The organism is Rossellomorea vietnamensis (genome assembly GCF_001305855.1).
GTDB classification, from domain to species: domain Bacteria; phylum Bacillota; class Bacilli; order Bacillales; family Bacillaceae_B; genus Rossellomorea; species Rossellomorea vietnamensis_A.
This window is the reverse complement of record NZ_LIXZ01000011.1, coordinates 1-13,128: the sequence shown is the minus strand read 5'-3', so window position 1 is coordinate 13,128 and position 13,128 is coordinate 1. Positions and strand designations below refer to the sequence as shown.

Here is a 13,128-nt window from a genome sequence, read left to right as displayed (position 1 = left end):
GGGGAAATCTTAAATAAAAATAGTGGGGGATCCAATGAAACCACAAACGATCAACTTTAATGAAAAATTGATAGATTACCAGGTAGTCGGAGTCAGCATGGCTACAATTGAAGGCGCCTGCATAAGTAAAACCGACTGCTTTGGTTTCCTTAAGGCAGGAACAAATAGACGAGTGGAACATGAGTCAATCTTTCATGCGTGTTCAATCAGTAAGTATTTCACTTCCATGTTAGTGATGACTCTATCTGAACAGGGCATTCTGGATATAGATAGGAATATTAACGAGTACCTGTCATCATGGAAAGTTTCGGTGAATTCTTTTGGAATCATAACTTTGAGGCATTTACTCAGTCACCATTCAGGGATTGTGGATCCCGAGGGCTCATTTCCTGAACTCATGCCTATGTTTGATGCCCCTTCCATGGTTGAAATATTGGAAGGCAAAACCCCCTATTGTGATAATCCAATAGAAGTGAAATATAAGCCCGGGAGCGAATTCTCATATTCTGATGCCGGCTTCTGCGTCATCCAACTCATGATAGAGGATATCATGGGAGAATCATTTGAAGAGGTTATGGAAGAATATTTATTCTTGCCCCTAAAATTAAATAATAGTACTTTTCAGCTGCCACCATCCAAAGATCAGTTCTCCTGCGGTCATACCAAGGATGGAGGATTGGTGAAAGGAAAATACCCAATATACCCCTACCCTGCAGCTTCGGGATTATGGACCACCCCAACGGATGTGGCTCTTTTGGTTATTGAATGGATGAATGCAATCAAAGGCGAAAGTAATCTGTTCTCTACAAATTGTGCTAAAGAGATGTTAACCCCTCAATTTGGAAAAGAGTGGAAGGGGCTTGGTGTTTTTCGTGATATTCATGAGAAAGGGATAGAAGTTTCCTCAATCGGTTGGGGAGTCGGCTTTCAAGGTATGATGGTTGCATTTCCAAATGAAGGAGAGGGTCTGGTCATCATGACGAATACAGACACAGGTGTCCATCAGCTAAAGGGGCTCATTGGTGAAGTATACAGATCATATTATTAATAGTTGTAAAAGTGGAGAGATCCATTTGAAATGAATTGGGGGAACTGGAAATGTATCAGTATTTCAACGGCTTAGTCATTAGAGAAGGAACCGAAGGAGTGCCTGGACATTATGTTGAAGCATTATTTGAAGATGCCGGATGGGCTAGAAACACCCCATCATGGCAGAAAGAAAAATTTTCATTGATATTCACCAACTCGACCTGGGCATTCACGGTTTGGGATCAAGACAAGATGATTGGCATGGTCAGGGTCATATCAGACCAGATCATGGCCGCCAATATCATGGACCTAGTGGTATTATCAGAATATCGGGGCAGGGGGATAGGGAAGAAACTTGTTGAACTCTGTGTAAGCAAATTACCTCATGGAGATTGGTTTGCCCATACTTCTGCAGACAATTTTAAGTTCTATGAAACCTGTGGATTCGAAGTGAGAGATTTAACTGAAAATGGGACATGCGCTTTTTATGGTTATATTCAAGCGCGCAGAGATGGTCATCGATAAATAACTTGATCATTTATTTGCTTATTAGTTGTATTTGAGACAAAAAAAAGGCTCGTCCTATCAAGCCTTTTTCTCAAGTTAATTAAACAACTTATCCTAGAAATTTCTATTTTTTCTCGCTTTTTTTCTAAAGTAACCAATGGTTATTCCAATAATGACCGCAATAATTAATAGAGGAATAACTATAAATAAAAATGCTCCGGCTGCTCCACTCATTGAGGTTCCTCCTCTCGATTCATACAAAAGAATATTCCCGATAACTTCATTACTAAAACGTATGGATGTGTTGTGATTGGAAAAAAAGTAAGCTCATGAGCCGTTCTTATTTTTCAATTGAATTTTCCTAATGAATCGCCGGAATTTTAATTTTCACCGTGAATTCTTCTTCCTTATAAACAAAGTCCAGAAAGCCATTGAATTCTTTGACGGTTTCTTGAATGATTTTGGTGCCGAAACCTTCGTGCCCTTCCTTTGTTGTATGTCCGTAGCTTTGATATAGCTCATCAAGGATGGACGTTGATATCGGGAGGGAAGGGTTCTTGCAAATCAGCATATAAAGACCGCTTCGTTTATAAAACTGAAGGCTGACGCTTGCTTGATTACCGTTACGTTCAAGCCATTCGGAGGAAGCCTCTATACTGTTGGACAACAGATTCCCAAGAAGAGTCACAATCTTCTTATCTGGCAAGGGCAGCGTCGAAAGGGGCATATCCACATCATAGATCATCGTTATCCCGCAAGACTTTCCTCGGTTGTACATCTGGTGGAGAATTCCGGCCACACTTCCATGTTCCCCTTTAATAGAAAGGTTGGTTTCTTCATATCCGTCTACCAAATCGTCTAAATAGGCAGCTGCTTCTTCATGATGGCGATGTTCAAGCATATAGTGAATCGAAGAAACGTGTTTGAGAAAATCATGCCGTTCACTTCGTACAACACGAAATGTTTCCGATAAATGTATCTGATCAATCTCGAGCTGCTCATAATTTTTCTGAAGAACCTTAAATTTGGTGGAGACATCCCATCTTACCCATTCAATTATGATGAAAATTATGAAAAAGAACGCTGGTAACCATGATGATCGAACGACCAAATATGGTAATAACAAGAATAGTTGTGCAAGGGAAAGGAGGTTGCTCCATTTCTGATAAAATCGGAAAGTCTGTATTTTCGTCTTTCTATAAAAAAGATAAGTAACGAAAAAGACTGCTGGATAAATGAAATAATAGGGCAGATGCCACGGTAGGTTCGTTACTAATGCATGTATATGTATAAATCCAAATAAGGATAGTATTAACCAATAGATCTTCATTTGTTTCACAGCTGGCTCCACCTTTTAGAAATAATGTTGTTGCAAATAGTCTACTTTCTCCTTTGTGATCATCGCCTGTGCTTCTATTCCTTCAAATGTAATCACATATGAATTCTTCGCATAAAGAGAGAAATTTTTTACATAGTGTATATTGATGATAAAGGAGCGATGGGAACGGATGAAATCCCTTTCACGTAATTCTCCTTCTAATTCATTCAAGGTCAAATAGGTCTTAATACTCTCTTCTTTGGTGTAAATCGTCGTTGACCTTCCAGATCTCTCAATGAAGACGATATCTTTCTTCTGAACAATATGTATGTCATTTTTTTGTTTTAAGTAAAGCCGTCCTTTCAGTTCAGCCGATCTCGATTTTTCCATTAGGCGATCGATTGATTTCATCAGGCGGTCATTTGTATAAGGCTTCATAATATAGTCGTGGACGTTCAGTTCAAAGGCGTGGACAGCATATCCACTATTTGCCGTTACGAAAATCACCGATATGTTCAGTGCGTGTGAGTGTATAATATCTGCCAATTCATAACCTGATAGATGGGGCATTTCAATATCCGCAATCAATAGGTCAATGGTTTCTTTCTTGATTTGGTCATAGGCTTCCTCGGCGGAGGTGGTGGAAAAGACGATTTCCACACCCTGTGCACGGGAAACGATGCCGTTCAATTTATCTAAGTCAATCATTCGATCGTCCACTAGACCAATCTTCATTTCCATTCCCCTCGCATCTTTTGAAGTTCTCCTTCATTTTACCATCTTCAAAGAAGAATTTGGCATTTTCACGACAAGAAACGGACTTTTCGCGACAAAAGTAAAGATTCTCAATCGAAATGTTTGTAAGATAAAAATACAATATTGACAGATGGGGTGAGGAAATTGATCAAAGTAAATGAAGTTTCGAAACAGTTTAAAGATAAGAAGAAATATGTCTCAGCGCTAAAACATGTCTCTCTTTCGGTTCAAAAAGGGGAAGTGGTCGGGCTGTTAGGAGAAAATGGTGCCGGAAAGACGACGCTTCTAAGGACGATTGCAACTCTCTTGACACCTACAGAGGGTTCCATAGAAGTTGCCGGTCACGATACCCTAAGGGAACCTAACGAAATCAAAACAAAAATCGGCGTGTTATTTGGAGGGGAGACGGGTTTGTATGACCGTTTATCTGCAAGGGAAAATCTTCAATACTTCGCTCGATTGTACGGATTAAGCAAACATGAAACGAAGGTGAGGATTGATGATCTATCGAGAATGTTTGGGATGAGAGATTATCTTGATCGAAGGGTAGGCGGATTTTCTAAAGGGATGCGTCAGAAAGTCGCCATCGCACGAACCTTGATTCATAATCCGGAAATCATTCTTTTTGACGAACCGACGACCGGTCTCGACATCACTTCATCAAATGTATTTCGCCAGCTTGTACATCAGTTGAAGAGAGAAGGAAAGACGATCCTCTTCTCCAGTCACATCATGGAAGAAGTTTCTATGCTATGTGACAAAGTAGCCATGATGCATAAAGGGGAATTGGTGTACCAAGGAGATATTGAAGAATTATATAAGACTGAAAAGAGCAGGGACCTTAATTATATCTTTATGAGTAAATTGGTGAGAGGGGATGAACACTATGCTTCTTAATATCTATCTGAAAGAGTTGAAAGACAGTTTTAGAGACAGGAGAACTCTTCTTTTGACCGTCTTTCTTCCAATTTTTATGATGAGTGGACTCGTATTTTTCTATGAGAATATGGTTTCCGATGGCGAAGGAGACACTTATGCCCTTGCAGTGGACTCCAACGTTAGTAAGGAAATCTCTCAAATATTCTCAGGATTTGAAACCATTGAATTAGTTAAAACAGACAATCCCAAGAAAGCCGTAGAAGAGGGAGAGGCACTTGTTGCCATGATTGTTAGCAATGATTTTATTCAAAATATCAATGAAGGGAAAGAAGCGGATATCACCTTAATCGGAGATTCCTTCAGCCAGAACTCCAGCAACCTCATGAATGCGACTACAAATGCCCTAACAGCCTTTGAAAAAGAAGTTACGTCAGAAAGGTTGAGAGCTGAAGGGACGGACCTTTCCATCATCCAGCCATTCACCATCACACAGGAGGAAGTGTCTGATGACGAGGGGAGTATGTTCCTGTTATCCTTTCTTGTTCCTCTAATCCTGGCCATATCGATAGGGGTGGGAACCACACCGTCGGCTGCAGACTTGTTCGCAGGTGAAAAAGAGAAGAAAACGATGGAAGCTTTGCTCATGACACCTGTGAAACGATCCACATTAATGCTTTCCAAGTGGTTGACCATTGCTTCAGTAGGAGTGATTACAGGTCTTGTCACGCTCATTGTCCTTGCCATAGAGATTACGCTATTCACAGAAAACCTGAAAGCCGCAGTATCCTTTGGTGAGAATGTCTATGTGATAGTGGGAATCTCTCTGTTGCTTACCATTGTGTATGCCGTGTTTATCGCTTCACTCCAGATGATTACAAGCATTTTAGGGAAAACCGTAAAAGAAGCAGGGAGCTACAGTGCGCCAATCATGATGCTTGCAGCGTTCCCAGGCATGTTCATCACAAATGTCGGACTGAATGAACTTACTTTTAAACATTTTACCATCCCGATTCTGAACCTATTCAGCCAATTCAAAGAATTGCTGATGGGTGTGGTCGATTATCAGCACATCGCGATTACGATAGGAAGCAATCTGGTGATTATGGTGATTATCTTTGCCATTGGGCGAATTCTATTTTTGAAGGATAAATGGGTGATGAACTGAAGTGGAATGGAAGCTAGTGTTCTTAAAAGATACGTCATTTGCAATCATAATTGATCACTTTTCTTTTGAGATCAGAGGAGGTTGGGGAATGAAGGAGAATCTTACCTTGGCATGGATCGCTTCATGGTTTGCCCTTTTGGGTCAACTGTTGTTTTTTATCTGTGTGGCGATATACACCGGTCAATGGATGTACGTGATGTGGAGTTTTATTGTAAGCATGTCGGTAGGTGTACCGAGTATGATCCGTACGAGGCAGGCCCAAAAAAAGAAGCAACAGGAACCTTTTAGAAAGGAAGGGTAAACTCGCAATGGGCAATATCGATAAACGAAACCGCTTGGCTGATATTCCTTTTGATTACCGAGTCAATAAAGATGGAAGCATATATATCGAATATGAGGGAAAACAGGTGAAAATCTTAAAAGGAAGGGAAGCGGATAAATTTTTGAAAAAAGTAAAAGGTGCTGACGATGAAAAAGGAATTCAGTTGATCATGGCAAAAGCAACAGGGAATTTCAAAAGGGGAAATGAACGGAAGAATTGAATTCAGTTTATCAGGTTCAATGGAAAGGGGATTTCTAATAAGGGAATCCTCTTTTTCTATTATGCTGGCAGTTTGAATATTATGGTAAAATAAAAAGAGGTATTTAAATCCTTCACTAATTTTTTTGCTGTTTCCGTATAATTTTGCATTGTTTAAACGTTTTACATATGAACGATAAATTAGAGGGGGATGACCATGCAGGAAAAAATGAAAGAATCATTTACGGAAAAAAACAGGGAATTGGCGATTGAATTCAATTCCATGATGGAAGGATTCAAAGAAGGCTTTTGGAGGTATTGCCGTTACTTAACTGGCTCACCCTGGGATGGTGAGGATTTATTCCAGGATACCATGCTAAAAGCTTTCGGAGGTTATCATCAGCGATGGCACCCGACTAACCCAAAAGCTTATTTGTATCGAATGGCGACAACCACGTGGATTGATCAATGCCGTAAAGAAAAAAGGTATGTCGGTCTTCTTGAGGAAGATGACCTTCTTCAAGAAGACTTCACAGATGGTCTGGAGGCTGAGGAAGCATTGCACATCCTTCTAGATCTTTTTCACCCCAGGCAGGTGGCGGTCTTCTTGTTAAAAGAAGTGTTCAGGTTCGATGCAAGTGAAGTGGCGGGTATGGTGAGGACGACTCCAGGAGCGGTTTATGCAACGGTACGTCGAATGAAAGAGAAGTTGCAATCTGTCGATCTACTCGAAAGCAGGACTCAAGATTCGGTAACTGAAACTCATCCGGTCATCCAAGCCTACCTGAAAGCAATGAATGAAGGTGATATGGAAGCGGTTCTGACATTGATTAGTGAAGAAGCCCACAATGAGGCTGCCCTCGGGTTCCAGGAATACAGCAAGAAAGAAATGCGTTCCGGGTCTATGAAATATGGCCTCCCTGGTATGAGGGCTGAGGAATACAGCTTATGGGGACGTAATGTCATCGTCATACTTTCAGAGGGAACGAAAGGACCTGAAATTCATGATATCCAATACCAGGAAGTGGAGAATGGTAAGATTGTGCATCATGTTAGTTACTACTTTAGAAAAGAATTGATTTTTGCCGCTTGCGAAGAATTGGGGATTCCACCTCAAATCGACAAGCCAGTTGTGGAATGGAATTGATGGGAGTCAGGGAGCCAATCTGATGATTTGGCTTCTTATTTTTTAAAAAAGAAGGGTTTATGGATAATTATGTTAAAGTATAGTCAGAGGTTTCTGTTATGTTTTACTGAAGTTTAGTATGAATTAGATTGGTAGAGAGTTAGTAAATTTAATAGATGGAATGGACAAAGGGAGGAAATTCATGATGCAAATACGTTTGAAAAATGAAAACCTTATAGAAATAAGGGCATATAATCCGGAAGATTTTTCTTGCATACATACCTTAAATACAGAAGAAAAGTGGAATAATCTTGTGGAAAATAGCGTAAGTACCAAAGATGCATGGGATCATTCGAACATTGCATATGTAGCTGAGTTTAATGGTGGGGTCATCGGCTATATCCGGGGACTTACGGATCAATCTGTTACTTTGTTTGTTTGCGAATTATTAATAAAAGATGACTTCCGCGGGTGGGGAATAGGAGATGCTTTGCTTAAATACGTTCATGGGCTATATCCAAAGACCAGAATTGAAATGCTGGCAAGCACGTCTTCCCATACCTATTATGAACAAAAAGGATACAGACCGTTTTATGGATTCAGGAAGACCTTCGAAGAACATTAATTGGAAATGATTCTTGGTACTATCAAAGTCTTCAATATCACCAGGATTGAATAATTGGTAGAAATGTAAGTTATCAAGGGAGGTTTTTGAATTGAAATTAACACATACCAGATTACTGGTGGACAATTATAGAAAATGCTTTCTTTTTTACAAAGACGTCCTTGGGTTTGAAGTATCATGGGGAGATGAAAACTCCCTATATGGGCAATTTAAAGTTGGGCAAACGCATTTAGGGATTTTTGAGAGGAAACAGATGACGGATGCACTTAACTCTGGGTACGTTGAAGAGACGGATCAAGGAGCACGTTTTGCTTTAGTATTTGAGGTGACGAGTGTCGAGGATACATATGAAAAACTGAAAGAAAAAGTGGAATTCATTACAAGACCCACGGAGAAATTGGAGTGGGGGATGAAGGTCGCTCATTTTCGCGATCCTGAGGGTACTCTATTGGAAATCTATGAAAACATTTAAGGTGATTACTAACAAGAATCTTCTCTTCTATAGATAGGGGGTACACACATTATGACCAATCTGACAGGCAAAATAGCCATTGTGACAGGAGTAAGCCGGGACAAGGGAATTGGGGCGGCCATTTGCCGTTCACTTGCACGTGCAGGGGCTGATATCTTCTTTACCCATTTAAGTTCATTTGATGAAATGAGTGGAATGGGTGCAGACCAGCATTTCCCTCATCTATTATGTGAGGAGCTACTAGATACAGGAGTGCGTTCTGCCCATATGGAGCTGGACTTGAGTGACGAAACAGCTCCTTCTCGATTGATGGACAAGGTCGAAGAATTTCTTGGAACGCCTTCAATATTAGTGAACAACGCCACATACGAAGCGCCGGCAAACTTTCGTACCCTTGATAAAAGCATTCTTGATAAGCATTACCAAGTGAACAATAGTGGTACCATTCTGTTGACAATGGAGTTTGCAAGGCGATATGAGAGAGCTTTCCCCGGGTATAAACAGGGTCGGATTATCAACATGGTTTCAAAAGGACCGGATCCCAATAATTTAGCCTATATTGCCTCAAAAGGTATGTTGATTGCAATAACTGAACCATTATCAGTCGGCCTTGCACCTGTTGGAATCACCATAAACTCAATCGATCCCGGCCCGACCGACTCAGGGTGGATCACTGATGAAATCAGAAATCATTTACTCCCACTGTTTCCAAGCGGCCGTATCGGGGAACCAGAGGACGCTGCAAGACTGATCAGATTCCTAGCCAGTGAAGATTCCGGCTGGATCACAGGACAATTGATCAAATCCGAAGGCGGTTTTTTAGGAAAGTAATCGATTTAGTGAGGGACGCACCTGCTTTTTAGAAAGGTAGGTCCGTCCCTCTGTTTACAAAATTATCTAATAATGAGATAATAATGAAAATGTTGCGGGGAGGGATAGTAAGTTTATGGAACCAACTAATTGCTGATTAATTTATTTTTTAAATTAATATGATTTTGTAATGAGCTGAAAAAGCCTATGGAAGATAGGTTTATTTGTTATGCTCTTTATGGGATCAGGCAATTAGAAGGAAACTTACTTTCCTGATATCAAGATTATATTTTCACAAAGAGGCAAGCTGCGTCAGCAATATGTATGACGTCAACGGCTTCTTTATGGATTAGATGTTGATCATGATACAAGACTGTAGGAAGGATTCCCTTCTTATGGTCTTTTTTATTGCAATTGAATAGAAGTAAATTCTTTTTTGACCTGACCATAACTAGCGTAACTTCATTTTTGAAGGAAAGAAGGAACGCATATGTTGGAGTTGAAAGTAAATGGAATCAAAAAATATATGGAAGCAACACTTGTCGTTGAAGATGTTTCACTTGAAGTGTATCAATTAGACAAAGTGGGGATCGTCGGGGAGAATGGGTGCGGGAAAAGTACAGTCTTGAAGGTGATTGCAGGTATTGAGCCGATGAATTATTATCCTGGATACCCGCAGACTTCAAGCTATGGGTATGACGAAGGTCTCATTCACATGTCTAAGGGTGCTACAAGTGCCTACTTGGAACAATCGCCTCGCTACCTGGAAGGATTGACGGCGAGGGATGTCCTTAATTCAGCATTTGAAGAAGTTGATCGAATCGAATTAGAAATGCGTATGTTGGAAAATGATATGAGAGTGTTGGAAGGGAATGACCTTGATAGAGCTTTGAATCGATACAGCAATCTCATTCAATTATTTGAAGTAAAGGGTGGTTATGAGAGGGATGAGAAATTAAGCAAGGTCTGTACGGGTCTGCAGCTTACAGAAAGCTTCTTAGACCGTGACTTTGACTTTTTAAGCGGAGGGGAAAAAACAACCGTTGGGCTAGGGAAGCTGCTGATCCATCAGCCCGACATCCTCCTCTTGGATGAACCGACCAATCACCTGGATATGTTATCAATCGAATGGCTGGAAGGCTACCTGAAGAGCTATAAAGGCATGGTTCTCGTTGTCTCCCATGATCGCTATTTCTTAGATAACGTAGTGACAAAAATTGTGGAAATTGAAGATAAGAAATCGATTTCCTATAAGGGGAATTACTCTTCTTTTGTTCTTCAAAAAGAGGAGAATATGAGACTACAATATGAACATTTTAAGGAGCAGCAGAAGAAGATCAAACGGATGGAAAATACGGTAATAAGTTTGAGGGATTGGGCAATGCGATCTGATAATACGAAGTTTTTTAAAAGGGCTGCAAGCGTTCAGAAAAAACTATCCAAGATCGAACAAATTGATAAACCCATTTTTGAAAGAAGGAATATGCAACTTGAGGTGAAAGCCACTGGAAGATCGGGAAAAGACTCGATTAAAGGAGTTGGATTGTCGAAACAGTTTGGAGATAAATTGATACTTGCCAATACTGATGTCATGGTCCGTCAGGGAGAACGGGTAGCCATGCTGGGTCCAAATGGATGTGGAAAGTCCACTTTCCTAAGGATGTTAATAGGCGAAGATCAACCCGATAAAGGCGCACTACAGTTTGGTGCAAATGTAAAAGCTGCTTATTTACCTCAAATCATTACATTTAAGAACGAAGAAGCCACCGTCCTAGACGCTTTCCGGGAAAACATCTTTATTCTGGAAGGAAAGGCGCGGGAATACCTTTCAAAGTTCATGTTTTACAAAGGCAGTGTATTCAAGAAAGTAAAACATCTTTCAGGGGGAGAGCGAATCCGATTAAAACTTGCGATGTTATTGTTTCAGGATATCAATCTGTTGATCCTGGATGAGCCGACGAATCACTTGGATATCGATACGATTGAAACAATCGAGGAAGCCCTGGACGAATTCAGTGGAACCATCTTCTTCATCTCCCACGACCGCTATTTTATTAATAGAATGGCAGAAAGAATCATTGCCGTTGAGGATTATACATTAAAAAGCTACAGTGGCAACTATGATGATTATAAAATAGAAATGGAAAAGCGAAGCAAAGAGAAAAGACACCTTTAAAATCTGATCAGTGAAATCATTTAGGGACGGACCCTGAAAACAGGGTCCGTCCCTTTTTGTAAATGTTGGAATTTAATTGTTGACAATTGACTGGGTAGTCGTTATTATTTAATTAAACACTGGTCAATAAAAGGAAGCTTGATAATATGTCACCAAGAAAAGCGGTAAAACAAGAACTCACTAAAGAAATAATAATGGATGCTGCACGGGAGTTATTTCTTAAAAAAGGGTATCAACAGGCTTCTATAAGGCAGGTTGCATCTGAACTGGGTTATAGTCATGGATCAATTTACTATCATTTTAAAAACAAAGCTGAATTATTCTATGCCATAATTGAAAGTGATTTCAAATTGTTAGATCAATGGCTTGATGACGTAATGAATCAAAAGATGGACCATTTAGGAAAGTTGAAAGCAGTGCTCCTTGCTTACATTCGATTTGGAATGACGCATAAAAGTCAGTATGAAATGATGTTTTTATTATCTGATGATGAAGTGAAAAGCTATGTGAATAAGGGACCGAACGAATCTTATGAGAAATTTGCTAAAGCCATTATCCTTTTGAGTAACAAAAAAATTAGCATCCAGCAGACATGGTCTATATTTCTATCTTTACATGGATTTGTCAGTCACTACTGCCGTTGTGATGACACATATGTTGAAGTAGGGAACCTTGCAGAGTCACATGTGAATTTTATCCTGAAATCCTTAGGATAAAATTTTTTGAATTTATTTGACCGGTGGTTAATTAAGGGGGGGGAGAAAAATGAATAAAGTTATGGTCATTGGAGCATCAGGTGGAATGGGATATGCTCTCGTAGAGGAATTAATCAACAGGGGAATCGAGGTAGTTGCATTTGCAAGGGGTAAAGAAAAACTAATTCAATTATTTGGCAGTAAGAAACTAGTAACTATCCGGACCGGTGATGCTGAAAATCAAGACCACCTTATCAAAAGCGCTATAGGCTGTGAAATAATCTTTCATGCAATGAATCTTCCTTATGAAGAATGGAGCGGGAAGCTAAGTATGATCACGAAAAATATTATCATTGCTGCAGAAAGAAATAATGCTAAATTAGCTGTGGTTGATAATATTTATGCATACGGAAAAAGCGGTGGAGTAAAGCTGGCAGAGGACTTTGATAAGCATCCTCATACGAAGAAAGGAAAGCTGCGTTTAGATATGGATAACTTATTGAAGGCGTCTTCTGTACGGACTTTGGTTTGCCATTTTCCAGACTTTTATGGACCGAACGCCAAAAATACTTATATTCACTTCACCCTTAATCAGCTAATGAAAAAGAAAAAGGCGGGATATGTCGGAGAGAAGGATATTTCTCGCGAATTCATTTATACAAAGGACGGAGCAAAGGTAATGGTAGACTTGGCTTGCATTGATGAAGCTTACAATCAAAATTGGAATATACCTGGTGCCACACTAACGAACGGTATTGAATTTGAACAGCTCATAAAAAGCGTTCTCGGAGAAGAAAAAGGGCTTTACTATATCTCAAAACCGATGTTTTCTCTCTTCGCCCTCTTTGCTGGTAGAGGAATGCGTGAAGCACTGGAGATGCAGTATATTAATTCAGAACCTACAATTCTATCAGGTGAAAAATTGGAAGCGTTCATGGGGAAAATAGAAGCAACTCCCTTCGAGCAGGGGATTAAGGATACGATAGCGTATATGAATGTTTAGTGTAATGAATTACTTAACTGAATATTAATTTTTTATAATTGGAGGAG

Annotated in this window: 15 protein-coding genes; 13 read left to right on the top strand and 2 right to left on the bottom strand. The window is 39.9% G+C overall.

The window, feature by feature from the left end; genetic code table 11:
• Window positions 1-34: 34 nt before the first annotated feature.
• Window positions 35-1,048, top strand: a complete 1,014-nt coding sequence (locus AM506_RS14215; protein ID WP_060673152.1) for a serine hydrolase domain-containing protein — start codon at window positions 35-37, stop codon at window positions 1,046-1,048.
• A gap of 50 nt (window positions 1,049-1,098) precedes the next feature.
• Entirely contained in the window at window positions 1,099-1,554 is a 456-nt protein-coding gene (locus AM506_RS14210) for a GNAT family N-acetyltransferase (protein WP_060673151.1), read from the top strand.
• A gap of 343 nt (window positions 1,555-1,897) precedes the next feature.
• Here AM506_RS14210 and AM506_RS14205 read toward each other — a convergent pair whose 3' ends face one another.
• Complete coding sequence (locus tag AM506_RS14205) at window positions 1,898-2,866, bottom strand: sensor histidine kinase (protein WP_082386382.1); 969 nt, start codon at window positions 2,864-2,866, stop codon at window positions 1,898-1,900.
• A 24-nt stretch (window positions 2,867-2,890) separates the two neighbouring features.
• Entirely contained in the window at window positions 2,891-3,589 is a 699-nt protein-coding gene (locus AM506_RS14200) for a LytR/AlgR family response regulator transcription factor (protein ID WP_060673149.1), read from the bottom strand.
• Window positions 3,590-3,754: 165 nt separating this feature from the next.
• Here AM506_RS14200 and AM506_RS14195 point away from each other — a divergent pair, with 165 nt between their 5' ends.
• The 11 genes from AM506_RS14195 to AM506_RS14145 all read left to right on the top strand — a co-directional run bounded on the left by AM506_RS14195 (window position 3,755) and on the right by AM506_RS14145 (window position 13,081).
• Entirely contained in the window at window positions 3,755-4,507 is a 753-nt protein-coding gene (locus AM506_RS14195; RefSeq protein WP_060673148.1) for an ABC transporter ATP-binding protein, read from the top strand.
• Window positions 4,497-5,654: an ABC transporter permease gene (locus AM506_RS14190; RefSeq protein WP_060673147.1), complete on the top strand. Its 1,158-nt coding sequence runs from the start codon at window positions 4,497-4,499 to the stop codon at window positions 5,652-5,654. Before AM506_RS14195 ends, AM506_RS14190 begins: the two co-directional genes overlap by 11 nt.
• An 88-nt stretch (window positions 5,655-5,742) precedes the next feature.
• Window positions 5,743-5,955, top strand: coding sequence for a hypothetical protein (locus AM506_RS14185; RefSeq protein WP_060673146.1), 213 nt, complete (start codon window positions 5,743-5,745; stop codon window positions 5,953-5,955).
• Between the two features lie 7 nt (window positions 5,956-5,962).
• Entirely contained in the window at window positions 5,963-6,196 is a 234-nt protein-coding gene (locus AM506_RS14180) for a hypothetical protein (protein ID WP_060673145.1), read from the top strand.
• A 195-nt stretch (window positions 6,197-6,391) separates the two neighbouring features.
• Window positions 6,392-7,321, top strand: coding sequence for an RNA polymerase sigma factor (locus AM506_RS14175; protein WP_060673144.1), 930 nt, complete (start codon window positions 6,392-6,394; stop codon window positions 7,319-7,321).
• A 181-nt stretch (window positions 7,322-7,502) separates the two neighbouring features.
• A complete protein-coding gene (locus AM506_RS14170) occupies window positions 7,503-7,925 on the top strand; it encodes a GNAT family N-acetyltransferase (RefSeq protein ID WP_327205543.1) in 423 nt (140 codons plus the stop codon).
• Between the two features lie 91 nt (window positions 7,926-8,016).
• The gene (locus AM506_RS14165; protein ID WP_060673143.1) at window positions 8,017-8,397 is read left to right on the top strand and encodes a VOC family protein; all 381 of its coding nucleotides are present in this window, start codon (window positions 8,017-8,019) and stop codon (window positions 8,395-8,397) included.
• Window positions 8,398-8,448: 51 nt separating this feature from the next.
• Window positions 8,449-9,228 carry an SDR family oxidoreductase gene (locus AM506_RS14160; protein WP_060673142.1) on the top strand — a complete coding sequence of 260 codons (780 nt, stop codon included), beginning with the start codon at window positions 8,449-8,451 and terminating at the stop codon, window positions 9,226-9,228.
• A gap of 469 nt (window positions 9,229-9,697) precedes the next feature.
• The gene (gene abc-f, locus AM506_RS14155; protein ID WP_082386376.1) at window positions 9,698-11,383 is read left to right on the top strand and encodes a ribosomal protection-like ABC-F family protein; all 1,686 of its coding nucleotides are present in this window, start codon (window positions 9,698-9,700) and stop codon (window positions 11,381-11,383) included.
• A 146-nt stretch (window positions 11,384-11,529) separates the two neighbouring features.
• The gene (locus tag AM506_RS14150) at window positions 11,530-12,099 is read left to right on the top strand and encodes a TetR/AcrR family transcriptional regulator (protein WP_060673141.1); all 570 of its coding nucleotides are present in this window, start codon (window positions 11,530-11,532) and stop codon (window positions 12,097-12,099) included.
• Between the two features lie 49 nt (window positions 12,100-12,148).
• The gene (locus AM506_RS14145) at window positions 12,149-13,081 is read left to right on the top strand and encodes an NAD(P)H-binding protein (protein ID WP_060673140.1); all 933 of its coding nucleotides are present in this window, start codon (window positions 12,149-12,151) and stop codon (window positions 13,079-13,081) included.
• Window positions 13,082-13,128 lie beyond the last annotated feature (47 nt).

Excerpts from the sequence above, each read along its gene's own strand:
- AM506_RS14215 (WP_060673152.1), top strand. The coding sequence starts at position 35 with ATGAAACCACAAACGATCAACTTTAATGAAAAATTGATAGATTACCAG.
- AM506_RS14175 (WP_060673144.1), top strand. The coding sequence starts at position 6,392 with ATGCAGGAAAAAATGAAAGAATCATTTACGGAAAAAAACAGGGAATTG.
- AM506_RS14150 (WP_060673141.1), top strand. The coding sequence starts at position 11,530 with ATGTCACCAAGAAAAGCGGTAAAACAAGAACTCACTAAAGAAATAATA.
- AM506_RS14180 (WP_060673145.1), top strand. The coding sequence starts at position 5,963 with ATGGGCAATATCGATAAACGAAACCGCTTGGCTGATATTCCTTTTGAT.
- AM506_RS14185 (WP_060673146.1), top strand. The coding sequence starts at position 5,743 with ATGAAGGAGAATCTTACCTTGGCATGGATCGCTTCATGGTTTGCCCTT.
- abc-f (WP_082386376.1), top strand. The coding sequence starts at position 9,698 with ATGTTGGAGTTGAAAGTAAATGGAATCAAAAAATATATGGAAGCAACA.
- AM506_RS14205 (WP_082386382.1), bottom strand. The coding sequence starts at position 2,866 with ATGAAGATCTATTGGTTAATACTATCCTTATTTGGATTTATACATATA.
- AM506_RS14190 (WP_060673147.1), top strand. The coding sequence starts at position 4,497 with ATGCTTCTTAATATCTATCTGAAAGAGTTGAAAGACAGTTTTAGAGAC.
- AM506_RS14210 (WP_060673151.1), top strand. The coding sequence starts at position 1,099 with ATGTATCAGTATTTCAACGGCTTAGTCATTAGAGAAGGAACCGAAGGA.
- AM506_RS14170 (WP_327205543.1), top strand. The coding sequence starts at position 7,503 with ATGATGCAAATACGTTTGAAAAATGAAAACCTTATAGAAATAAGGGCA.
- AM506_RS14200 (WP_060673149.1), bottom strand. The coding sequence starts at position 3,589 with ATGAAGATTGGTCTAGTGGACGATCGAATGATTGACTTAGATAAATTG.
- AM506_RS14160 (WP_060673142.1), top strand. The coding sequence starts at position 8,449 with ATGACCAATCTGACAGGCAAAATAGCCATTGTGACAGGAGTAAGCCGG.
- AM506_RS14145 (WP_060673140.1), top strand. The coding sequence starts at position 12,149 with ATGAATAAAGTTATGGTCATTGGAGCATCAGGTGGAATGGGATATGCT.